General features: G+C 64.2%; 14 protein-coding genes. 10 read left to right on the top strand and 4 right to left on the bottom strand.

Annotated elements, in window-relative coordinates; all coding sequences use genetic code 11:
* Positions 1-7 precede the first annotated feature (7 nt).
* The 4 genes from Q5H93_RS19130 (at position 8) to Q5H93_RS19115 (ending at position 5,208) form a co-directional block, all read left to right on the top strand.
* Positions 8-1,192 carry an acetyl-CoA C-acyltransferase gene (locus Q5H93_RS19130; protein WP_305008260.1) on the top strand — a complete coding sequence of 395 codons (1,185 nt, stop codon included), beginning with the start codon at positions 8-10 and terminating at the stop codon, positions 1,190-1,192.
* Positions 1,193-1,291: 99 nt separating this feature from the next.
* A complete protein-coding gene (locus tag Q5H93_RS19125) occupies positions 1,292-1,630 on the top strand; it encodes a 50S ribosome-binding protein YggL (RefSeq protein WP_305008259.1) in 339 nt (112 codons plus the stop codon).
* Between the two features lie 128 nt (positions 1,631-1,758).
* A complete protein-coding gene (locus Q5H93_RS19120; RefSeq protein WP_305008258.1) occupies positions 1,759-3,543 on the top strand; it encodes an acyl-CoA dehydrogenase FadE in 1,785 nt (594 codons plus the stop codon).
* A 198-nt stretch (positions 3,544-3,741) separates the two neighbouring features.
* Positions 3,742-5,208, top strand: a complete 1,467-nt coding sequence (locus Q5H93_RS19115) for a fibronectin type III domain-containing protein (RefSeq protein WP_305008257.1) — start codon at positions 3,742-3,744, stop codon at positions 5,206-5,208.
* Between the two features lie 76 nt (positions 5,209-5,284).
* On the opposite strand, the gene Q5H93_RS19110 is transcribed toward Q5H93_RS19115, so the two are convergent.
* Positions 5,285-5,968, bottom strand: coding sequence for a porin family protein (locus Q5H93_RS19110; RefSeq protein WP_305008256.1), 684 nt, complete (start codon positions 5,966-5,968; stop codon positions 5,285-5,287).
* Positions 5,969-6,047: 79 nt separating this feature from the next.
* Between Q5H93_RS19110 and gldB the strand changes: the two genes are divergently transcribed.
* Together gldB and Q5H93_RS19100 are read left to right on the top strand one after the other, a co-directional pair.
* On the top strand, positions 6,048-7,070 hold the full coding sequence (gldB, locus tag Q5H93_RS19105; RefSeq protein ID WP_305008255.1) for a gliding motility lipoprotein GldB: 1,023 nt from the start codon (positions 6,048-6,050) through the stop codon (positions 7,068-7,070).
* Positions 7,071-7,155: 85 nt separating this feature from the next.
* Entirely contained in the window at positions 7,156-8,373 is a 1,218-nt protein-coding gene (locus Q5H93_RS19100) for a glycosyltransferase family 4 protein (RefSeq protein WP_305008254.1), read from the top strand.
* Here the strand turns inward: Q5H93_RS19100 and nth are convergent.
* The 3 genes from nth to Q5H93_RS19085 all read right to left on the bottom strand — a co-directional run bounded on the left by nth (position 8,370) and on the right by Q5H93_RS19085 (position 10,796).
* Positions 8,370-9,044 carry an endonuclease III gene (nth, locus tag Q5H93_RS19095; protein WP_305008253.1) on the bottom strand — a complete coding sequence of 225 codons (675 nt, stop codon included), beginning with the start codon at positions 9,042-9,044 and terminating at the stop codon, positions 8,370-8,372. The two genes, Q5H93_RS19100 and nth, sit on opposite strands and share 4 nt — an antisense overlap.
* A 406-nt stretch (positions 9,045-9,450) precedes the next feature.
* Positions 9,451-10,086 carry an RNA polymerase sigma factor gene (locus Q5H93_RS19090; protein ID WP_305008252.1) on the bottom strand — a complete coding sequence of 212 codons (636 nt, stop codon included), beginning with the start codon at positions 10,084-10,086 and terminating at the stop codon, positions 9,451-9,453.
* A gap of 311 nt (positions 10,087-10,397) precedes the next feature.
* A complete protein-coding gene (locus tag Q5H93_RS19085; RefSeq protein WP_305008251.1) occupies positions 10,398-10,796 on the bottom strand; it encodes a hypothetical protein in 399 nt (132 codons plus the stop codon).
* A 100-nt stretch (positions 10,797-10,896) separates the two neighbouring features.
* Here Q5H93_RS19085 and Q5H93_RS19080 point away from each other — a divergent pair, with 100 nt between their 5' ends.
* The 4 genes from Q5H93_RS19080 (at position 10,897) to Q5H93_RS19065 (ending at position 24,133) form a co-directional block, all read left to right on the top strand.
* Positions 10,897-12,186, top strand: coding sequence for an MFS transporter (locus tag Q5H93_RS19080; protein ID WP_305008250.1), 1,290 nt, complete (start codon positions 10,897-10,899; stop codon positions 12,184-12,186).
* Positions 12,187-12,540: 354 nt separating this feature from the next.
* On the top strand, positions 12,541-14,943 hold the full coding sequence (locus tag Q5H93_RS19075; RefSeq protein WP_305008249.1) for a TonB-dependent receptor: 2,403 nt from the start codon (positions 12,541-12,543) through the stop codon (positions 14,941-14,943).
* A 301-nt stretch (positions 14,944-15,244) separates the two neighbouring features.
* A complete protein-coding gene (locus Q5H93_RS19070) occupies positions 15,245-16,075 on the top strand; it encodes a DUF4249 domain-containing protein (protein ID WP_305008248.1) in 831 nt (276 codons plus the stop codon).
* 339 nt (positions 16,076-16,414) lie between these two features.
* Positions 16,415-24,133 carry a DUF8693 domain-containing protein gene (locus Q5H93_RS19065; protein WP_305008247.1) on the top strand — a complete coding sequence of 2,573 codons (7,719 nt, stop codon included), beginning with the start codon at positions 16,415-16,417 and terminating at the stop codon, positions 24,131-24,133.
* Positions 24,134-24,177 lie beyond the last annotated feature (44 nt).

Genomic DNA, 24,177 nt, shown 5'->3' with positions numbered 1-24,177 from the left:
TAACATCATGACCCAACAAGCCTATATCGTTGCCGGCTACCGCACGGCCGTCGGCAAAGCCCCGCGCGGCGGCTTCCGCTTCACCCGTCCCGACGACCTCGCTGCCGAGGTTATCAAGCACCTTGTAAAGTCCGTGCCCGCGCTCGACCCGAGCCGCGTCGACGACGTCATCGTGGGCAATGCCGTGCCCGAGGCCGAGCAGGGCCTGCAGATGGGCCGCCTCATCTCGCTGCTGGCGCTGCCCATCAACGTGCCCGGCCTCATCGTGAACCGCTACTGCGGCTCGGGCGTCGAAACCATTGCCATGGCCGTGGGCAAAATCACGGCCGGCATGGCCGACTGCATTATCGCGGGCGGCACCGAGAGCATGAGCATGGTGCCCACCGTGGGCTGGAAAACCGTGCCCAACTACAAGCTCGCCCTCGAACACCCCGACTACTACATGGGCATGGGCCTCACCGCCGAAGCCGTGGCCAACGACTACGGTATCAGCCGCCAGGACCAGGACGAGTTCAGCTACCACTCGCACCAGAAGGCCATCAAGGCCATCGCGGCCGGCAAGTTTGCCAAGAGCATCGTGCCCATCACGGTGGAGGAAACCTACGTCGACGCGGCCAGCGGCAAGAAGAAAACCCGCTCCTACGTGGTAGATACCGACGAAGGACCCCGCGCCGACACCTCCATCGAAGCCCTGGCCCGCCTCAAGCCCGTGTTTGCCGCCAATGGCACCGTGACGGCCGGCAACTCCTCCCAAACCTCCGACGGCGCGGCCTTCGTGCTGGTGATGAGCGAGCGCATGGTGAAGGAGCTGAACCTCGAACCCATTGCCCGCATGGTCACCTATGCCACCGAGGGCGTCGACCCGCGCATCATGGGCATGGGCCCCATCAAGGCCGTGCCCAAGGCCCTGAAACAGGCCGGTATGAAGCTCGACGACCTCGACCTCATCGAGCTCAACGAAGCCTTCGCCTCCCAGAGCATCGCCGTAGCCCGCGAGTTGAATATCAACCTGGACAAGCTCAACGTGAACGGCGGCGCTATCGCGCTGGGCCACCCGCTGGGCTGCTCGGGCGCCAAGCTCTCCATCCAGCTCTTCGACGAGCTGCGCGAGCGCGGCCAGAAATACGGCATGGTGACGGCCTGCGTCGGCGGTGGCCAGGGCGTGGCCGGGATTTATGAGTTGCTGAAGTAATTGTCATGCTGACGAAGGAAGCATCTTATCACGGCCGAACGAACCCGTTAATGCGTGAGAGGATGCTTCCTTCGTCAGCATGACAAACGCTAGCTGAATATGAAAAAACGACTTCGCAAGAAACTTCATTTAGGCGAGTTTCAGGAAATGTGTTTTGCCGTTCGGCTTACGTTTGCCTCGCCAGAGGAAAGTACAGAAGGAGATGCCTTTTGGTACAAACCAGTAACTGCTGTAGAAGCGAATAATCTGCTGATTCTCGGAATGGCTGATGACTTTTGTATCATGACTGACTTCTACAAAATGCCTGATGGTTTGTGGAAGACAGCGACTGAAAATGACCGACATTTTATGAAGGATTGGTTGGAACGACAACCAGAAGTTCAGTCTTTCACTGTAGGGCCATTGGCGAATGCTTGGCGTATAATTCCGCAGGATTAGCCAACCTGAAAACCGAACCAACCCCGTAGTTGCGGGGTTTTCTTTTCAATAAATAGTAGGCGTGCCTAACAAATTCGCTTAAAACCCTTACCTTTCACACTCTCTTTAAACCTTCACGTTACCGCATCATGGAAGCCACGCAACATGCCGTTAAAGGCGGCGAATTCATTATCAAAGCCACCGAGGCTCAGGACGTTTTCACGCCTGCCGACTTCAACGAGGAGCAGAACATGATGTACCAGACCTGTCTGGACTTCGTGCAAACCGAGGTACAGCCGCTGCTCGAGCGCCTCGACAACCACGAGGAGGGCCTCATGCGCGGGCTGATGGAAAAGGCCGGGCAGCTCGGCCTGTTCGGGGTGAGCGTGCCGGAAACCTACGGTGGGCTCGACATGGACTTTCCCACCGCCCTGCGCGTAACCGAGGGCGTGGGCGGCGGGCACTCGTTCCCGGTGGCGTTTGCGGCGCACACGGGCATCGCGCTGCTGCCCATCCTGTTTTTCGGCACCGAGGCGCAGAAAGCCAAGTACCTGCCCGGCCTCACCAACGGCGAGCTGATGGGGGCCTACTGCCTCACCGAGCCCGGCAGCGGCTCCGACGCGCTGGGGGCCAAAACCAAAGCCGTGCTCAACGCCGAGGGCACGCACTACGTGCTCAACGGCCAGAAAATGTGGATTACCAACGCCGGCTTTGCCGATGTGTTCATTGTCTTCGCGCAGATTGACGGCGACAAGTTCACCGGCTTCATCGTGGAGAAAAACACGCCCGGCCTGAGCCTCGGCAACGAGGAGCATAAGATGGGCATCAAAGGCTCCTCGACGCGGCAGGTGTTTCTGAGCGACGCGCTGGTGCCCAAGGAAAACGTGCTGGGCGAGATTGGCAAGGGCCACCTTATTGCCTTCAACGTGCTGAATATCGGCCGCATTAAGCTGGCGGCGGCCTGCCTGGGTGCTACCAAGATGGCTGCTTCGCTGAGCGTGAAATATGCTAATGAGCGGGTGCAGTTCAAGCTGCCGATTTCGAAATTCGGGGCCATCCGCCACAAATTGGCCGAGCAGGCCATCCGCATCTACGCGGTGGAGTCGGCTATTTACCGGGCGGGCATGGACATTTACCACACCGAGCAGCAGCTGCTGGCAGAGGGCAAGGGCCACAACGAGGCGCTGCTGGGCGCGGCCCGCGAGTTTGCCGTGGAGTGCGCTATTCTGAAGGTGGAGGGCTCGGAAGTGCTTGACTACGTGACCGACGAGGGTGTGCAAATTTACGGCGGCTACGGCTTCTCGGCCGATTACCCGATGGACCGCGCTTACCGTGACTCGCGCATCAACCGCATTTTCGAAGGCACCAACGAAATCAACCGCATGCTGGCGGTGGATATGATTCTGAAAAAGGGTCTCAAAGGGGAAATCGACCTGATGGGCCCGGCCCAGGCGGTGCAGCAGGAGCTGCTGGCCATCCCGGGCTTCGGCGAGAGCGACGACACGCCCTTCGCGGCCGAGAAGAAAATCATCGCCAACCTCAAAAAGGCGGTGCTGATGGTGGCCGGCACGGCCGTGCAGAAGTACATGAACTCGCTCGCCAAGGAGCAGGAAGTGCTGATGAACATTGCCGACATGGCCATCAAAACCTACATCGCCGAAAGCACGCTGCTGCGCGTGGAAAAGGAAATCGCCGCCAAGGGCGAAGAAACCCTGAGCCGCGAACTGGACATGGCCCGCGTGTACCTCTACGACGCGGTGGACATTGTGGAGAAGGCGGGTAAAGATGCCATCGCCAGCATGGCTGAGGGCGACGAGCAGCGCCTGCTGGCCATGGGCCTCAAGCGCTTTACCAAAGCCGAGCTGTTTAACAGCAAGGAAGCGCGCCGTCGCATCGCGGCGGGGCTGATTGAAGCCAACGAATACATCTATTAAGTGCCTGTGATTCCGAGCGAAATGAGGAATCTGAGCTATGAAGGAAGAGGGCTGCTCCGGTTGGGGCAGCCTTTTTTTTGTTGAGAAAAGAAAAAAGTTAATTACCGGAGAAGCCTTTTAGCAACCGCACTGGTCTGAGAGAAAAGCACGGCGCGGCCGCCCGACTTTCTTCTTTGCCATCCCACTTTTTTCTTTCACATGAAAAAGCTTACTCTCTTTCTCGTTCTGCTGACAGCCTTATTTGGGCTCAAGCTGGCCGCCAAGGCCCAAACCTGCTTGCCACCGACTGGCGTGGCGGTGACGACACCGAATGGCAACACCGCCGTGGTCAACTTCAACCCAGTGGCAGGGGCGGCCAGCTACACCGTGCGCTACTGGTGGGCGATGGACAGCACCGCCGCTGGCGCCCAAACCATGACCGTGACGGCGCCGCCGGCTACCATCAGCGGCCTGCAATATCCGGCCTACCGCGTGACGGTGACCAGCAACTGCACGGCTACGACTGGCGCTACCTCGTCGCCGGTGACGTTCCAGTTTCCGTGGTCGACCTGCGGCACGCCTGACAGCGTACGAGCTCAAACCACCGGGGCGACTACGGCCCGGGTGTATTTCCGCCTCGTGAGCGGAGCTACGCACTACTACGCACAGTGCATGGTAGCTGGTACGAACACGGTGGTGGCCACCGGTAACTCCACCTCGCACCTGATTTACCTTACCGGGCTGCAGCCCGGCACCGCCTACGTTGTGCGGGTATATGCCGTTTGCGCTGGCGGCATGTCGCCGCTGTCGGCTGGCGCCGGCTTCAGCACCAGCGGGGGAACCACCCCCACGGTCTGCGACAGTGTGCGCAATCTGCGTGTGTCATCTATTACCAGTACTTCGGCTCTGGTGTCGTTTACGGGAGCGGCTGGTGCTGGCAGCTACACGGTGCAGTACGGCACTGCTGGTACCACTGTCTCTAACACGGTAACTACCGTTTCGACCTCGCTGACTCTGACGGGCCTGCAGGCGGGCCAGACGTACTGGGTGCGGGTGCGTACCAATTGCATCGTCGCCACGGCTGGCCCGGTAGGCACTACCTTCCAGACATCGGGCCCCGCCGCTCCCTGCGGTGCCGTGACCAACGTGCTCGTGACCGCCACCAGCGACTCGACGGCCACCGTGAGCTTCACGCCGGGCCAGAACAACACCAGCTTCCACATCACCTACCACTTGGCCAACGACTCGACCCGCTGGGTGAATACCAACGCTTCGCCGGTGACCATTGCCGGGCTCATTCCGGGCAATACCTATTACATCCAGGTAACCAGCCTCTGCGGCACGGGCACCGGCACGGTGTACACCGGCGGCAGCAACCTGACTTTCGGCTTCCGCGGCACGACTGCCCTGGCTACCCGCGCCGCCCTGGGTGCCGGCAGCATCACTGCCTACCCCAACCCCGCGCACCGCGCCGTGAGCCTGACGCTGCCCGCCGTGCCCGGCGCCAGCAAGGCGCAGGTGACGCTGCTCAATGCCGTGGGCCAGCAGGTGCGCAGCAGCAGCGTGACGCTGGGCAGCAGCACCACCCGCGCCGAACTCGACTTGACGGGCGTGGCGCCCGGCCTCTACACGGTGCGGGTGCTGGCTGGCGGGCAGGCCGCCAGCCAGCGTCTGGTGGTAGAATAAACCAGTTAGGTTGACTTAAAGCAAAAGCCCCGATTCGAGCAGAATCGGGGCTTTTTAGTTGGTGACTGTTGCAGCCTTAAAACTTCAAACCCAAATCGAGTGCGAAGACGTTGTTTTTGATGCTGACGTCTTCACCAAATTCACCTTTGCGCTCATCGCCAAAATAGCTGTCGAGGTTGATGAGGCCGCGGTGGTAGCTGATGCCGGCAAAGGTTTTGGTGCTCTTGCCCAGCTGATACTCGGCCCCGATACTAACGAGGGCGTTGGCATCGAAGAAGAAAACGTGCTTGAGAGCGGTGGTTTCGTTGAGCGTACCGGGGTCGATGTAGCGCTTTTCTCCGTCGATGCGGGCACCGATGGGCGCGGCGATGGTGCCGCCCACCTGAAAGTAGAGCCGGATATCGGGGGCTACCTCATTGGTAAAGAGTTTTACCGTGACGGGCAGCTCCAGGTACTGAATGCCCATCTGCTTTTTGATGGTGGTGCCAAGCAGGTTGGGGTCGCTGTAGGAAAACTCACCGCTTTTGCCCGTCAGCCACAAGCCGGTGCTAAAGGCCGCATTTTCGCCGAAGAAATAATCGACTACCAGGCCCCCGCCGAGGCCGATACGGCCACTTTCGTTTTTGAAGTTGAACTCGGACGGCGCATCCGTGCGGAAATAATTGATGGAGGGCGAGAGCTTGAGGCCCAGCTCAACCTGGGCCGAAGCGGCGCTGCTGGCGGCGGCCAGCGCAGCGAATGTGAGGAGGAGTTTTTTCATAAAGGCGGAGAAAGCGGCAGGGTGCCGTGCCGGCCGAGGCGCCGGTTGTGGCTAAATTTACGCGAAACTAGAGCGAAGAGTGAACAATCCCCGTTTTTTTAAGCCGCTGGCGCTGGCCTTGGCCCTCGGCCTGGGCCTCAGCCTGACGGCCTGCCGCGACCAGGACGGCGCCTGCCGCCCCGATGCCGCCGCCGATGCGCCCGCCGTGGCACTATCCCTGCAACGCCTGGAAACACCTTTTTTTCAGCTGAAAAACCCGGGTGAGGCGGAGCAGTTCATGCGCCAGCACCCGCTGCTGGCGCGCTACTACCTGCAGCGCCAGCCCGGCAACGAGGCCGCCCTGGCCAACGCCCTGGCCCAGCTGGCTGCCAGCCCCGAGCTAGCCAGGCTTAAAGCTCAAACAGCCACCGCCTTCGGCGACAGCACCGCACTACGCAAAGACCTGGGCGAGCTGATGCGCCGGGTGCATTACTACTTTCCTGATTTTAAGGTCCCGCAGGCCTACACCTACGTCAGCGGCTTCCAGGGCAAGGATATTTACGTGAGCGACAGCCTGCTGGTGCTGAGCCTCGACTGGTTTGCCGGCCCCCAGGCCAGCTACCGGCCCGACCTGCCGCACTACATGCTGCGCCGCTACACGCCCGACCACCTGCTGCCCACGCTAGCCACCACTATGGCCAGCAAATACAACAAGCACGAGCTAACCGCCAACACCACCCTCGACGCGATGGTAAACAGCGGCAAGGCGCTGTACTTCACCAGCCAGGTGCTGCCCTGCACGCCCGATTCGCTGATAATGGGCTTCACGGCCAAGGAGATGGCCGGTGTGGAAGCCAACGAAGGTAAAGTGTGGGGCCACTTTCTGGAGAAAAACCTACTCTTTGCCACCACGCCCTTTCTCATCCAGAAGTACGTGAGCGAGCGGCCCAACGTGCCCGAAATCGACCGCACTGCGCCCGGCCGCATCGGGCAGTGGGTAGGCCTGCAAATCGTGCGCAAGTACATGGCCGAGCACCCCAGCGTGACCCTGCCCCAGCTGATGGCCGAGAAAAATGCCCAGAAGCTGCTGAACGACTCGCATTACCGCCCGGTGAGGAATTAATAATTAACAATTAATAACTAATGGTTTGGGGGTGACGCTTTGTTGCTGGCTGACTACACATTATTGATTATTAATTAAAAAAGCCATGCACATCGCCGTTTTCAGCCAGTACCATACCAACCCCGATTGCCCGGCCACCAGCCGGCACTACGCGCTCTTGGAGCACCTGGCGAAAACCCACCGCGTGACCCTGCTCACCACCGACGCCTGGGCCGGGCAGCGGCTGACGCAGCAGTTTCCCTGGGTGCCGGCCGGGGTGGAGGCGCGGGTAGCCAAAGTGCATTACGACAATAAGATGGGCCCCGCCCGCCGGGCGCTGGCCTTCGTGCAATACGCCGCCTGGGCCGTGCGCGAAGGCTTGAAGCTGGACCGGCCCGCCGTTATCTGGGGCATCAGCACGCCGCTGACGGCGGCCTGGGCGGCGGCGCGGGTGGCCCGGCGGCTCGGTGTGCCGTGGGTGTTTGAAGTGCAGGATTTATGGCCGTCGTTTCCCATTGCGATGGGTGCCGTGCCGACGGCGCTTGCCCGGCGCGAGCTTTTTAAGCTGGAGAAACGGCTGTATGACAGCGCTGCGCACATCATGCCCTTATCGCCAGACATGAGTAGCTACGTGACGAATCTGGGCATTGCGTTGAAAAAAGTCACGACTATTCTCAACGGTACTGACCTGGAACTTGCTGCCCGCGCCACACCTGCAGCGGTGGAAGCCTTGCGGCAAGAGCAGGGCCTCGCAGGCAAGCGCGTGGTGCTATATGCCGGCACCTTCGGCCGGGCCAACGACATTACGACGCTGGTGGCGGCGGCCGAAAAAATGGTGGAAGCCGACTCTGAAGTGGTATGGCTATTCCTAGGCCACGGCTTTCATGCACCGCTGATTGCGGCGGCGGCGGCGCGCTGGCCGGGGCGCATTCGCGTGGTGGGCGGGCAGCCGCGACACGCGGTGTTCGCGTGGTTTGGACTGGCCGATGTGTCGGTGGTGTCGTTTCTGGACATGCCGGTGCTGGATACCAACTCGCCGGCCAAGCTGTATGACTCGCTGGCGGTGGGTACGCCGGTGGTGGTGACCAACCGGGGCTGGACGAAGGCGCTGGTGGAGCGGGAGCACTGCGGCTGGTACGTGCCCGCCGGCGATGCGCCCGCGCTGGCCGCCCGGCTACGCGAGGCGTTGCAGCAGCCTGGCTTACTGCACGAAATGGGCGCGCGCGGCCGTCAGCTGGCCCGCCGCGAATTTGACCGGCAAACCCTGGCCGCTACCATGCAGCGCATTTTGGAGCAAGCCGCGCTGACCGGCCAAGGCCGCTAATCCTTAATCGGCACCATGCTGGCGGCCTTGCCAAAGGTCTTCTCAAAATAAGCGCAGCTGGGGGCCAGGGGGCAGATGTTGCACTTCGGCGTGCGGGCTACGCAGATGTAGCGGCCGTGCAGAATAAGCCAGTGGTGGGCCTTGGCAATCAGCTCGGTGGGGATGTATTTCACCAGCTCCTTCTCCACGGCCAGCGGGGTGGTGGCCGTTTTCGGCACCAGGCCAATGCGGTGCGACACGCGGAAAACGTGGGTATCGACCGCCATGGCGGGCTGATTGTAAATGACGGAGGCCACTACGTTGGCCGTTTTGCGGCCGACGCCGGGCAGCTTCTGCAGCTCCTCAATCTGGCTGGGCACTTCGCTGTTGAAGTCGTTGGTGAGCATGCGGCCTAGGCCGGCGAGGTGCTTGGCTTTGTTATTGGGGTAGGAGACGCTGCGGATGAAGGGGAAAATCTCCTCCGGGGCGGCGGCGCCGAGGTGGGCGGGGGTGGGAAATTGCTCCAGCAGCGCGGGCATCACCAGGTTCACGCGCTTGTCGGTGCACTGGGCCGAGAGCACGACGGCCACGATGAGCTCGTAGGGGTTGCCGTAGTGCAACTCGGTTTCGGGCTCGGGGAAATTGGTAGTGAAGTAGGCGAGGAAGTAGCGGAAACGTTCGGCGCGGCGCATGGATGGGAGGGAGGGCATTGCAACTGACCACAAAGAACGTCATGCTGAACGTTGGTACTGTCATGCTGAACGCAGTGAAGCATCTCGCCGGTGATGGTAAACCCTATTCAAAGGAATTACTACCACCGGCGAGATGCTTCACTGCGTTCAGCATGACGTTCTTTGGGAGGTCAGCTTAGGCACAAGGCTACCCGGCCCGCCGCTTGGAGCTGAGCGGGCGCAGGAACAGCCAGGGGGCTAGGACTTGGATAAAAAGGTACGCGAGTAGCGTAAAATTGCCTCGGAGGTTTCGGGCTTCGGGTCCCGACGTACGCCGTCGAGGGCCCGTTGAGCCAAAAGGAGGTCGGCGCAGGTGGCGGCCAAGTCCGGGTCGTGCTGCAATGCCTCCTCTACCTCGCGCTGCCTTTCAGGAGGCAATTCGTTGTAGACGTACTGCAGGAGGGTCGAATAGGGTAAGGTTTGTATCATACAAACGGGAATTTGCGGCGATTTTTTTCCGCAGGTTAACCAGGGCGTAGCGCATGCGCCCGAGCGCGGTGTTGATGCTGACGCCGGTAGCGTCGGCAATTTCCTGAAACGTCATGTCGCCGAAATGGCGCATGAGCAGCACTTCCTTCTGCGGGGCGGGAAGTTCCTCTATTAACTCCCGAAGGCGCGCGTAGGTTTCCTCGCGGGCTAGCAGGTCGTCGGGGTTCTCGTCCGTGATGGAAAGGGAGTTCAGCAGCGGCGCATTGTCGTCGATGCTATCATGGGGGCGGGCTTTGTGGCGCCGGTAGGCGTCGATGGCCATGTTGTGCGCAATGCGGCAAATCCAGGGGCCGAACTTGTTTTCCTCGTTGTAGCGCCCGCCCTTGAGGGTGTGGATGGCCTTGATGAAGGTATCCTGCAGCAGGTCCTCGGCCAGGTCTTCATCGCGGACGATGAGGAGGATAGTTGTGAACACACGGCTCCGGTGCCGCTCCAGGAGTTGGGCGAAAGCGGATTCCTGACCACTCAGGTAAAGGGCGATGAGCTGGGAGTCGCTCGGCAGCATGCGGTCCATAAAGGCTACGGGATAAGAGGAACGTAGAGCTTTAGGCCATAGTATGCGACTGCCGGAAAAAAGTGGGGGAGATGACTAGCCGTAGCGACTACTTCGTGCTAGTAATAGGCCAAATGTATGGTATCAAACGGGCCTTACGCAAGAGGGGGAAGGGAAAAAAGCGCAACTTTTTTTTGGGGGTTGCACGAAAACCGCTTAAAAGTTCAATGGAGGCGGTTTTTGACAAAATCTTATTCAAAACTTTTTTTTCATTCCGGCTTCATTTTATTCGATGAGCTGGCCAAAATTGTCGCCAAACCCCCTGCAAAAACCTAGCCAGCGAGCCAGGCATAGGCGGCCGCTTCATCGATAAAAGTGGCTTGCTGGTGGGTGTGGAAAGTGGCCTTGGTCGGGGCTTCGGCGCCGGGGGCATCGGCCAGCTGCGCGGCCCGCAGGGGTGAGATGAGGAAGGCAATGCGCACGGGCGCGGCGTAGCGATGCGCGAGCTGCGGCAGAAATACCTGCTCGACCCAGCGGTTCACGTCGGGCGTGGCCAGCTCCTCGCGGCGGCGCAGGTCGAGCAGCCAGCAACAGCAGCCGCAGGCGTCGGCGGCGGCCAGGATGGCCTGGTAGCCGGCCTGCAGCTCTACGGGCGTGATTTCGCGCTGCCAGCGGGCCACAATGGCCGGCAGGTCGGGGCGGTTGAGGATGTCCAGGCCGTGGTCGGTCATGGCGGCGGGGGGAGAAGCGGGGACTGGTGGAACGGAAAGCCGGAGCGCGGGCCGAAGGTTTGGCCCAGCCGCCGGCCCCGGGGCGCCGTACTTTTGTGCCATGCCTGACGACCTGCCCGCCGACCCAACTACCGCCACCCCTCATGACCCTTACGCAGCCTTGCGCCTGCCGGATTTTCGGCGCTACGTTTCGACCCGGGTATTATTAACGGTGGCTACGCGGGTGCAGGGCCTGGTGGTAAGCTGGCAAATCTTCCACCTCACCAAGGACCCGCTGGCGCTGGGGCTCATCGGGCTGGCCGAGGCGGTGCCCAGCATCGTGGTGTCGCTGTACGCGGGGTACGTGGCCGACTCGGTGCGGCGCAAGAACATCGTGGTGGCGGCGCAGGCGCTGCTGCTGCTGTGCGCGGTGGCGCTGGCGGTGTTGGCCAGTCCGCTAGGCATCGGGCTGCTGGCGAAAGACTCGCTGTACACCCTGCCGCTGTACGCGGTGATTTTCGTGAGCGGCATTGCGCGGGGCTTTATGGGGCCGGCCATGTTCTCGTTTATGCCGCAGCTGCTGCCCGAGCGGAGCCTGCTGTCGAATGCCGTGACCTGGAGCAGCACCACCTACCAGGCCTCGGCGGTGCTGGGGCCGGCGGTGGGGGGCTTTCTGATTGCCAAGCTGGGCGTGGCCGATTCGTATATCGTGAGCACGGTGCTGCTGGCGCTGTGTTTGGTGCAGTTTGCGCGCATTGCGGGGCGGCCCCTGCCGCCGATGGAAGGAGAGAAGCTGAACCTGACCGACAGCGTGCTGAGCGGCATGCGCTTTATCTTCTCCAACCAGCTGGTGCTGGCGGCCTTGTCGCTGGATATGTTTGCCGTGCTCTTTGGGGGGGCGGTGGCGCTGCTGCCGGTGTTTGCCTCCGATATTCTGAAGGTGGGGGCCACGGGCTTCGGGCAGCTGGAGGCCGCGCCGGCGGTGGGCTCGGTGCTGATGGCCGTGTACCTGACGTATTACCCCATGCGCAAGTACGCGGGGCGCAAGCTGCTGTGGGCGGTGGCGGGCTTTGGGGCGGCCACTATTGGCTTTGCCTTGTCGTCCAATTTTATTCTGTCGCTGTTCCTGCTGTTCCTCACGGGCGTCTTCGATTCGGTGTCCGTCATCGTGCGCTCGACGCTCATTCATACCTACACGCCGGAGTACATGAAGGGCCGGGTGTCGGCGGTGAATAACATCTTTATCGGAAGCAGCAACGAAATAGGCGCTTTCGAAAGTGGAGCGGCGGCCAGGCTGATGGGCATCCGGCCATCGGTGGTATTCGGGGGGCTGATGACGATGCTGGTGGTGGCCGTCACGGCCTGGAAGGCGGATAAGCTGCGGCGGCTGGAGGGCGGGGCGAGTAAGTAGAAAGGACGTTCTGGCGTCAACCCCACCCCCCGGCCCCCTCCCCTTCGGGAGAGGGGGAGCCTGACGATTCCCATCCGCGCATGACCGGCTCCCCCTCTCCCGAAGGGGAGGGGGCCGGGGGGTGGGGTGAACGGTTGTGTAGAAACTCCCGCCCTTATACACAAGGCTACCTGTGCTATAACCACCAGCGGGCAACCCGCCGCCACCTTTGCAGCAGCATTCGGGAAAGCAAAACCGACCCTGGTCCGGACTTATCCACCCGCGTTATCCCCCGAATGTGGATAAATTAACCTTGCCGCGCCTACGGTCAACCCGACCTTTGTGCGTCCTATCGGCAAGCCCTTGCCGCTGCTTATGAAACAAACGTTAAAAACCACCGGGCGCGTGCTACTGAGCGCGGCCGCCCTGCTGGCCGCGCCCGCCGCCCTGCGCGCCCAAACCGAACCGCCCACTGCCACCCCGCGCCCGGCCCCGGCCGGCACGGTGCGCCTCACGGGCACGCTACGCGATGCCGCTACCGGCGAGCCGCTCATCGGGGCCAGCGTGGCGGTGAAGGAGCTGAGCCTGGGCGCAACGGCCGATGAGCGCGGCCAGTACGTGCTCGATGTGCCCCGGGGACGGCACACGCTCACCTTTAGCTTCGTGGGCTTTGCCCCGCAGGAGCAGACGCTGGACCTGACCGGCCCGCGCACGCTCTCCATCAAGCTCAAGGCCCAGGGCGTGCAAACCGACGAAGTGGTGGTGACCGGCCGCCGCCCCGATGCCAACGTGCGCAGCACCGAAACCGGCGTGGCCCGGCTCGACATCCGCGAGATAAAGCTGGTGCCCGCGCTGATGGGCGAAGTGGACGTGGTGCGCGGCATCCAGCTGCTGCCGGGCGTGAGCACGGTGGGGGAGGGGGCCACCGGCTTCAACGTGCGCGGCGGCGGCATCGACCAGAACCTCATTCTGATGGACGAGGCGCCGGTGTACAATTCATCGCACTTGTTTGGGCTCTTTTCGGTGTTCAACCCCGATGCGGTGCGCGATGTGAAGCTTATCAAGGGCGGCATTCCGGCGGCGTATGGCGGGCGGCTGTCTTCCTTGCTTGATATTCGGATGAAGGACGGTAACGCGGAGAAGCTGGCCGTGAACGGCGGCATCGGGCTTATCAGCAGCCGGCTGGCGGTGGAGGCGCCCATTGTCAAGGATAAAAGCTCGTTTATCGTGACCGGGCGCAGGTCGTATGCCGACTTATTTCTGCTGGCCGTGCCCGAGCAGCGCGACAACAAAGCCTACTTCTACGACCTTTCGCTGAAAGCCAATTACACCCTGGGGGAGAAGGACCGGCTCTTTCTCTCGGGCTACTATGGCCGCGACGTCTTCGCCTTTGGTGATTTCTTTCAGAACAACTACGGCAACAAGACGGGCACGCTCCGCTGGAACCACGTCTTCAGCCCCAGGCTATTACTCAACGTCTCGGCCCTCGGCAGTCAGTATGACTACAGCCTGGGCGTGCCTTCGGGCAGCTTCGGCTTCGAGTGGAACGCCAACATTACGGATTACAGCTTAAAGGCCGACCTGGAGTTCTTCCAAACCGCCACCAGCACGCTGCGCGCCGGGGTGAGCGGCATTTATTACACCTTCGAGCCCGGGCACGTAAAGCCTGCCGTGAGCACGTCCATCTTCCGCGAATTGGAATTGCAGCCGCAAAAAGCTACGGAGTGGGCCGCGTATGTCGATGAGGAGGTACAATTGAGCCCGGCCGTGGCCGTGCAGGTGGGCTTGCGGGCCTCGATGTTTGAGAACCGCAGCTCCGGAATGTTCTACGACTACGTGGGCGAGCTGGGCCGCCAGCTCACTCCGGTTAATGGCCGGGAGTACCGCGACGGCCCGGCCGCCCGCTACCCCAACCTGGAGCCCCGCGCCTCGGCCCGTCTGGCGCTGAGCGAAGACGCCTCCCTCAAGGCCAGCTACAACCGGATGGTGCAGTACATCCACCTCATCTCTAACACCACCGCCGCCACGCCCCTCGACGTGTGGATGCCCAGCACCCGCAACATCAAGCCCGAGAAAGCCGACCAAATCAGCCTCGGCTACTTCCGCAACTTCGACCACAATCAATACGAGACGTCCATCGAAGTTTTCGGCAAGACGATGAGCAACCAGATTGACTACATCAACGGCGCCAACGTCTTCCTCAACCCCAACATGGAGGCCGAGCTGCTCTACGGCCAGGGCCGCGCCTATGGCGTGGAGCTCTACGTGAAGAAAGCCACCGGCCGCTTCAACGGCTGGCTGAGCTACACCCTGAGCCGCTCGGAGCGCCAGATTGACGGCCTGAACCAGAACAAGTGGTACGCCAATAAGTACGACAAAACCCACTACCTGAGCCTCGTCGGTATCTTCGAGTACAGCCCGCGCCTCACCTTCTCGGCCACCTTCAACTACAGCACCGGCGTGGCTACCACTTACCCCGACGGCCGCTTCACCTACCAGGGCCTCGTGGTGCCGCACGTCGGCAACGACGCCCGCAACAACTCCCGCGTGCCCGCCTACCACCGCCTCGACCTGGGGGCCACCCTCAAAGGGAAGCCCCACCCCGAGCGCCGCTGGCAGGGCTCCTGGACGTTCAGCATCTATAATGTGTACGCCCGCCGCAATGCCTACGGCATCTTCTTCCGCCAGAACGAGGACCGCCCCCGCGAAACCGAAGCCGTGCGACTGGCCGTCTTCGGGTCGCTGATACCCAGCGCTACGTATAATTTCAGCTTCTGAGACTGCGTCGCGCTACCTGGCGGTGGCGATGCCACTCCCTTTCTGGCCGGATGCCTTGGCAACGATTATATTGAGCTCCAACATAACCGTTTCAGACGTCAACATAACCGTTTCGAACGTCAACATAACCGTTTCGGACGTCAGCATAACCGTTTCCGAGCTTCCCACGGTTATGTTGAAGCCAGGCATAACCGTTTTCAACCGCCTACTGCTGGCTCGTCCTACACTGGCACTATCGGTACCCGGCCGTGCTAGTGCCACCCGGCCCATTCCTCTTATCGTTCCGCTTCCCGCTTTCGCTATGACCAAACCCACCCTTGCGCTGCTGGCCGCCCTGGCCACGCTCAGCCTCAGCTCCTGCCTCGACGTGGTGAACATCGACACGCCCGAGAGCCCCGCCCTGCTGGCCGTGGAGGGCCAGATTACCGATGAAGCCCGCCCGGCCACGGTTGGCCTGACGCTCACCCAGGGCTACTTCAACCAGGCCGCGCCGACCACGGTATCGGGCGCCCTGCTGGTACTTACGGACGACCTTGGCGCCGTGGACACCCTGCGCGAAACCGCCCCCGGCCGCTACGTGGGCCGCGGCACCGTGCGCGGCCGCACCGGCGGCTCCTACGTGCTGCGCCTCACCGCCCTGGGCCAGACCTACGAGGCTGTAACCGAGATTCGTCGTACGCCGCCCATCGACAGTGTGCGGCTGGTGCGCAAAGACCAGCCCCCGCGCTTCGAGCCGGGCTTGTACGCCATTTACTACGGCCCCGAGCTACCGGGCGTGGGCGACTACGTGCGCATCCGGACCTGGCAGAACGACACCCTGGCCAACGACCCCGGCGACCTAAGAGTGTTTTCGGATGAGCTGGTCGACGGTAACTACCTCGGGGATATTCCGCTGAACGATGACCCCCTGCGCAGCGGCGAGAAGGTAAAAGTGGAAATGACGAGCATCACGCGCGACTATTATTACTACCTCAACGAGATGTTTACGCAGATAAACAACGTGGGCCTCTTCGCCACCACGCCGGCCAACGTGCGCACCAACGTGCGCAACGTGGTAGCCGGCACCAATCAGGTAGCGGTAGGCTACTTCGCGGGCTTCACCGTGCGGCAGGATTCGGTGGTGGTGCCCTAAGCTCCCCTGGTCAGCACCTCACCCACCGGCGCCCCGGTGCGGCGGCCCTCCCTGCTGGGGAAGGGGCCGCTGCGCCGGGGCGCCGTGGTGTGCAGGAGGGTGCCGGCACCGGCCGCCGGGGCGGGCAGGGGCGGGTTATCACATGATTATGTCATAGTGAACTGGTGAAATACCCGAAAGTGGGTATTGCAAACGGCGGTAATATAGTATTCCTTTGCGGCGGCGAAAGCCCCGATGCTATTTCCGCTTGGAATGGTACTATCATTCTGGGTGGCGAATGTCGGCAGGCCCCTGGTTAGCAATGTCATCATCTCCCCAACCTTCATAACTCTCTCCCTTATGAAAAAACCTCTGCTCACCTTTCGGGGCCGCGCTACTAGTAGCTGCGGGCTCTTTGCCCCTGGCCGGCCGCTGGCGCTGGCCGGGCGCTGGCTGCTGACTGCGGTGCTGGCTGCGGCCGGCGTAGGTGCGCCCGTGCGGGCGCAGGGGCTGTTGCCCAGCAACATTCAAACCAACGGGCCGGTGTACACCACGCTCCGCAACGGCTCGACCCAGTACGTGGGGGGCTCGTTTAGCGAGCTCACGTACCGGCTGCCCAACCTGGCGCAGGTGGCCGTCGGCAGCGGGGCCGTCAACCTGACCTTCCCCACGGCCAACGGCACGGTCACTAAAATCATCGCCGACGGCGTGGGCGGCTACTACGTGGCCGGCAGTTTCACCCAGCTGGGCGGGGTGGCTCGTACCAACCTGGCGCACGTACTGGCCAGCAACGCCGTGGACCCGGCCTTCGACCCGGCGCCCAACAGCACCGTGGAAACCCTGGCCCTGAGCGGCACGGCCACCAGCGGCACCTTATATGTAGGCGGGGCCTTTACGCAGCTGGCCAGCGTGTCGCGCAACTACCTGGGCGCGGTGAACGCGGCCACCGGGGCCATCGTGGCGGGCTTCGCGCCCAATCCCAACAACGTGGTGTACGCGCTCAATCTGACCGGCGGCGTGCTGTATGCGGGTGGCTATTTCAGTTCCATCGGGAACCTGAGCCAGCGCTACCTGGCCGCGCTGAACACCAGCACCGGCGCCGCCACGCGCACGGCCAGCCCCGACAACTACGTGGCCAGCCTGGCCGCCGACGGCGCGGGCGGCGTGTTCGTGGGCGGCAGCTTTGGCAACCTGGGCTACCAGATAGACCGGCTGACGCAGCTGCACACCGGCACCGGCGCGGTCAACCTGGCCTTTCCGAACACCAACGGCACCATCAGCCAGCTACTGCCCGACGGCGCGGGCGGCTGGTACGCCGGCGGCAGCTTCTCGCAGATTGGCGGCGTGAGCCGCAGCAACCTGGCCCACATCCTGGCCAACAATACCGTGGACCCGGCCTTCGACCCGGCGCCCAACAGCACCGTGGACGCCCTGGCCCTGAGCGGCACCGCCACCAGCGGTACCTTATATGTAGGCGGGCAGTTTACGCAGCTGGCCAGCGTGGCGCGCAACTACCTGGGGGCGGTGAGCGCAGCCACGGGCGCCATCGTGCCGGGCTTCGTGCCGAACCCCAATAACGTGGTGTATGCGCTGAGCCTGACGGGCGGTGTGCTGTATGCGGGCGGGTACTTCGGCTCCATCGGGGGCCTGAGCCAGCGCTACATCGCCGCGCTCAATACCAGCACCGGCGTGGCTACGCGCACCGCCAGCCCCGACAACTACGTGGGCGCCCTGGCCGCCGATGGCGCGGGCGGCGTGTTTGCCGGGGGCAGCTTCGGCAACGTTGGCTACCGGGCCGACAACCTGGGGCTGGTAAGCACCAGCACCGGCACCTTGTCGCTGGCTTTCCCCACCACCAACGGCATGGTGCGGCGCATCGTGGCCGACGGCGCGGGCGGCTGGTACGTGGGTGGCAGCTTCACGCAGATTGGCGGCGTGAGCCGCAGCAACCTGGCCCACGTCTTGGCCAATAACACCATCGACCCCGCCTTCGCGCCCGACCCCAACAGCACCGTGGAGTCCCTGGCCCTGAGCGGCACGGCCGCCAGCGGTACCTTATATGTAGGCGGACAGTTTTCGCAGCTGGGCGGCAGCGCCCGCAGCTACCTGGGCGCCGTGAATGCCACCACCGGGGCGCTGGTGGCGGGCTTTGCCCCGGCCCCCAGCTACATTGTGTATGCCCTGCACCTGACCGGCGGCCTGCTGTATGCCGGCGGCGGCTTCGGCACCATCGGCGGCCTGGAGCAGCGCTACGTGGCCGCCCTGAACCCCGGCACCGGCGCCGCCACCCGCACCGCCAGCCCCGACGGCTACGTGTACAGCCTGACGGCCGACGGCGCGGGCGGCGTGTTTGCCGGCGGCGGCTTCAACAACATCGGCTACCGCTCCGACAACCTGGCCCTGGTGAGCACCAGCACCGGCACGCCCACGCTGGCCTTCCCCACCACCAACGGCTACGTGCGGCGCATTGTGGCTGATGGCACCGGCGGCTGGTACGTGGGCGGCGGCTTCTCGCAAATAGGCGGCGTGGCCCGGGCCAACCTGGCCCACGTATTGGCCAACAACACCATCGACCCCGCCTTCGCACCCGACCCCAACGCCTACGTGGAGTCGCTGGTGCTCACGGGCGGCGTGCTGTACGTGGGCGGCGCCTTCAACCAGATGGCCGGCACCCCGCGCAACTACCTGGCGGCCGTGGACGCTGCCAATGGCGCCCTGGTTGCCAGCTTCAACCCCGCCCCCAGCTACATCGTGTATTCGCTGGTGACGGATGGCGTGACGCTCTACGCCGCCGGTGGCTTCACCACGATGGGCGGGCAGCCGCGCAACCACGCGGCGGCCATCGCCCTGGCCACGAGTGCCCTCACGGCCTACAATCCCAACGTGAACGGCTACGTGTATAGCCAGGCCCTGGAGGGCAGCACCGTGTACCTGGGTGGCGGCTTCTCGCAGATTGGCGGGCAGGGCCGGGCCAACCTGGGCGCCGTGGACAAAGGCACCGGCGCCGTGGTGGCCACCTTCAATCCCGGCGCCGACAGCGAGGTGTCGGAGCTGCTGCGCGAGGGCACGACCCTGTACGTGGGCGGCAACTTCACCACCCTGAGCGGCGCGACCCGCAACCGCATCGGCGCGGTGAGCACCGGCACCGGCGCCGCCACCACCTTCAACCCCAACGCCAACAACCGCGTGTACGCCCTGGCCTCCGACGGTACCAACTTGTACGTAGGCGGCAACTTCAGCACCATCGGCGGGCAGAGCCAGTCGCTGGCCGCTTTCAGCCTCAGCACCGGCGCCATGACGAGCTTCGACGCCGGCAACAACGCCAACGTGTATGCCCTGGCCACCAGCGGCGGCAGCCTGGCCCTGGGCGGCACTTTTAATTACCTGAGCACCGGCGCCCGGCAGAACCTGTTTCAGGTGAGCGCGGGGGGCCTGGCCACGGCCTTCAACCCCGGCGTGAATGGGGAGGTGAACGAGTTGCTGCGCGACGGCACTACCTTATATGTGGGCGGTAGCTACAGCACGCTGGGCGGCGCGCCGCGCAACTACATCGGGGCGGTGAGCACGGCCGGGGCCGGCACCGTCACGGCCTTCAACCCCGGCGCCAACGCGCGCGTGTACGGGCTGGCCTCGGATGGTACGAACCTGTACGTGGGCGGCAACTTCAGCACCATCGGCGGGCAGAGCCAGTCGCTGGCGGCTTTCAGCCTCAGCACCGGCGCCATCACCAGCTTCAACGCCGGCAACAACGCCAACGTGTACGCCATCGCCGCCAACGGCGGCAACCTGGCGCTGGGTGGCACCTTCTCGTACTTCACCGGCGCGGCCCGGCAAAACCTGTTTCAGCTGGCCGCCGCCGGCACCTACACCGCCTTCAACCCCGGCGCCGATGGCACCGTGACCAGCCTGCTGCGCGACGGCACCACGCTGTACGTGGCAGGCTCGTTCTCCACCCTGGGTGGCCTCACGCGCACCCGCCTCGGGGCCGTAAACACCAGCACCGGCGCCGTCACGGCCTTCGTGCCCAACCCCAACAGCACCGTTAATTCGCTGGCCTCGGATGGCACCACCTTGTACGTGGGCGGCAGCTTCAGCACCATTGCCGGGCAGCCCCGGCCTTACCTGGCGGGCTTCACCCTGAATACGGGCGCCCTCACCAGCCTGGCCCCCAGCCTGAATACCACCGTGAACACCGTGGCCGTGAGCGGCACGGCTCTCACGCTGAGTGGCTCGTTCAGCTACCTCACCACGGCCGCCCGGCAGGGCCTGTTTCAGCTCAGCGCCGATGGCACTTACACCTCCTTCAACCCCGGCGCCGACGGCGCCGTGAACGGTCTGCTGCGCGACGGCAGCACGCTCTACGCCTACGGCTCCTTCAACACCCTGGGCGGCCTCACCCGCACCCGTCTGGGGGCGGTAGATACCGGCACCGGCGCCGCCACGGCCTTCAACCCCAGCCCCAACAGCACGGTGCACACCATCGCCACTGATGGCACCACGCTGTATGCGGGCGGCAGCTTCAGCACCATCGCCGGCCAGAGCCGCGCTTACGCCGCCGGCTTCACCCTGGGCACGGGCGCCCTCACGAGCTTCAACCCCGGCCCCAACACCACGGTAAACGCCCTGAATGCCAGCGGCAGCGCCGTGGTGCTGGGCGGCTCCTTCAGCACCCTGCGGGCGTACGGCATCAATAACCTCTTTGCCTACAACGTGAACACCGGGCAGATACTGACCGGCTTCCAGCCCAACCCGGCGGGCGGGCAGGTGGAGGCCCTGGCCCTGGCCGGCAACACCTTATATGTAGGCGGCACGTTCACCAGCCTCGACGGCGCGGGCCGCCTGCGCCTGGGCGCGGTGAACGCCACGAGCGGCGTGGTCACGGCCTTTAATCCTGGCCTTAACAGCACGGTCCACATTCTGAAAACAGATGGCAGCACGCTCTACGTCGGCGGTTCGTTTACCGCCGTGGGCGCTACCACGCGCAACTATCTGGCGTCTTTCACCACCGCCACCGGCGCCCTCACGGCCTTCAACCCTGGCGCCAACAACGCCGTGTACAACCTGGCCCTCGACGGCCCGACTCTGTACGTGGGCGGGCAGTTTACCACCCTGGGCGGCTCGGCCCGCAGCTACCTGGGCGCCGTGAATGCCTCCTCGGGCGCGCTGACCTCCTTCGCGCCCAACCCCAACAGCACCGTGCACGCCCTGGCCCAGAACGCCAGCAACCTCTACGTGGGCGGCTCCTTCACCACCCTCGACGGCCAGCCGCGCGCCTACATCGGGGCGCTGAGCAAAACCACCGGCGCCGCCACTTCCTGGACGTCCAACACCAACAGCACGGTGTACGACATCGACGCCAGCGCCGACTTCGTGACGATGACCGGCCAGTTCTCGCAGGTGAATGGCTTATCGGCCAGCTACCTGGCCGCCGTGACGGCCGCCACCGGCAGCCTCATCACCCTGCCCGGCCTCAACGGCTACGGCTACGCCCTGACGCTTTCCAACGACACGCTGGTGGTGGGCGGCAGCTTCAGCACTGCGGGCGGTGTGGGCCGCGACAACCTGGCTACCTTCAAGATGGTGGCGCCGCCCACCATCCTCTCCTTCACCCCGGCCAGTGGGCCGGTGGGCACGGTGGTCACCATCACCGGGGCTAATCTGAACGGGCTGCAGGGCGTGAGCTTTAATAACGTACCGGCCGTTACGTTTACGGCCGGCTTGGCTACCAGCGTCACGGCCACGGTGCCGGCCGGCGCCAGCACCGGTCCCATCCGCGTCACCACTACCGGCGGCGTGGCTACGTCGAACACTTCGTTTGTGCTCACGGCGCCGGTGCCCACCATCAGCAGCTTCACGCCCAGCTCGGGCAGCGGCGGCACCTCGGTTACCATCACGGGCACCGGCTTCAGCGGCGCCACCACGGTGCAGTTCAACGGCACTAACGCGCCGTTCTCCGTCACCAACGCCACCACCATCGCTACCAGCGTGCCCGTAACGGCCACCACCGGCACTATCTCGGTGACCACGCCGGGCGGCACGGCCACCAGCGCCACGGTGTTCACGGTAGGCTCGGCCCCGTCGGATTTGACAGTGAGCACGACCACGACCATCCCGGCCGGCGTGTATAACAACGTGACTGTGACCGGCACCGGCAACGGCACGCTGGCCGGCAACATCACCGTGGCCGGCACCCTCACGGTGCAAACCGGCGGCAGCCTCGCCGATGGCTGCTTCGCCATTGGCGGGCCGGGCGGCTTCGTGCTGGCGGCCGGCGCCACGCTGCGCATCTGCAGCCCGGCCGGCCTGAGTGCCAGCGGCAGCACCGGCGCCTTGCAGGTGACGGGCCCCCGCACCTTCAGCCCCGACGCCAGCTACGTCTACAACGGCAGCGGCGCCCAGATTACCGGCGCCGGTCTGCCCGCCCAGGCCCTGGGCCTGACCATCATCAACGCTGCCAACGTGACCCTGACCCAGCCCCTGGCCGTGAAGGAAACCGTGCGCCTGACCACCGGCAGCCTGCTGCTCAACGGCCAGCCCCTGACGCTGCTGAGCAGCGCCGCCGGCACCGCCCTGGTGTGGAACGAGGGCAGCGGCACGGTGCAGGGCGCCACCGGCACCATGCAGCGCTACATCGACGCCAGCGGCAACACCGGCACCGGCGGCTACCGCATGTACAGCGCCCCGGTAACGGGCTCCACGGTGGCCGACCTGGCCACCAATACCGGCTTCACGCCGGTAGTGAACCCGGCCTACAACACCGCCGCCCTGCCCGGCAACCTGAGCGTGTACCCCACCGTGTTCGGCTACAACGAAAGCCGCCTGGCCACGCCCACCAGCAACTACTCGGCTTTCGACCAGGGCTACTTCTCACCTAACTCTTTGAGCGACGCCCTGACCGTAGGCCGCGGCTACACCGTGCAAATCGGCAACCAGCAGCTGGTGGATTTCACCGGTACCTTCAACAACGGGGCCCAGACCATCAGCGGCCTTACCCGGGGCACGCAGGCCGAAGCCGGCTGGCACCTGGTGGGCAACCCGTACCCCTCGCCGCTGGACTGGGGCACCGTCTCGGGTGCCGCGCTCAACAGCGTCGATGCGGCCGTGTATGTGTTCCAGAGCACGGCCGGCTACGTGGGGCGCTACCGCTCTTTCGTGAATGGGGTAGGGGCTGGCACCGGCCTCATTCCGGCCGGGCAGGGCTTCTTCGTGCGCTCCAGCACGCCCGGCACCACCGGCAGCATCAGCCTGAATAACAGCAACCGCAGCACCATCTACGCCGGCCAGCCCCAGTTCCAGCGCAGCACCGGCGACACCCGGCCCCTGCTGCACCTGGTGCTGCAAGCCGCCGGCGGCGCTGATACCGACGACGCTTTCGTGTACTTCGAAGCCGGGGCCACCAACCCCTACACCGGCCAGCACGACGCCTACAAGCTGCCCAATTCCAACGGCCTCTACCTCTCTACGGTAGCCGCCCCCGTGCCCGGCACGCCCGACATGCCCCTCTCGGTAGACGGCCGCGCCCCCCTCGCCGGCACCGCCGACGAAGTGGTGCCGCTGTGGGTGAGTCCGCCCGCCGCCGGCACCTTCACCATCACCGCCGCCGAGCTGCTGAACTTCGGCCCGGCCGGCACCACGGTGTTCCTGCGCGACGCCCTCACGGGCAGCTTCATCAACCTGGCTGCCCAGGCCAGCTACACCTTCAGCATCGCGGCCAATGAGCCGTATGCCGGGCGCTTCAGCGTGGTGTTCCGCCCGGCGGGCAGTCCGCTGGCGACGCGCCCGCAGCTGGCCGGTGCCCTCGTGAGCCTCTACCCCAACCCGACGGCGCACACCGCCGGTGCGGCCGTGACGCTCAGCGTGACGGGCTTGCCCGCCAATGTCCGGCAGCTGCAGGTGAGCGTGCTTAATGCCGTGGGGCAGCGCGTGAGCCAGCTCTTGGTGCCCGCCACCACGGCGGCCACCGGCACGGCGGCGCACGCCACGCTGCCGGTGCAGGGGCTGGCGGCTGGCATCTACTTGGTGCGCATCCAGGCCGAGGGCAGCAATGGTCAACTCACCCACCGGCTGGTGGTGGAATAAGCAACGGTGGGCTGCCGCCGCCCGGCGGCGGCCCGCTTCGCTAT

It is taken from the genome of Hymenobacter aranciens (assembly GCF_030580865.1).
Classification (GTDB): Bacteria; Bacteroidota; Bacteroidia; order Cytophagales; family Hymenobacteraceae; genus Hymenobacter; species Hymenobacter aranciens.
This window is presented reverse-complemented; position numbering and strand designations above follow the sequence as displayed.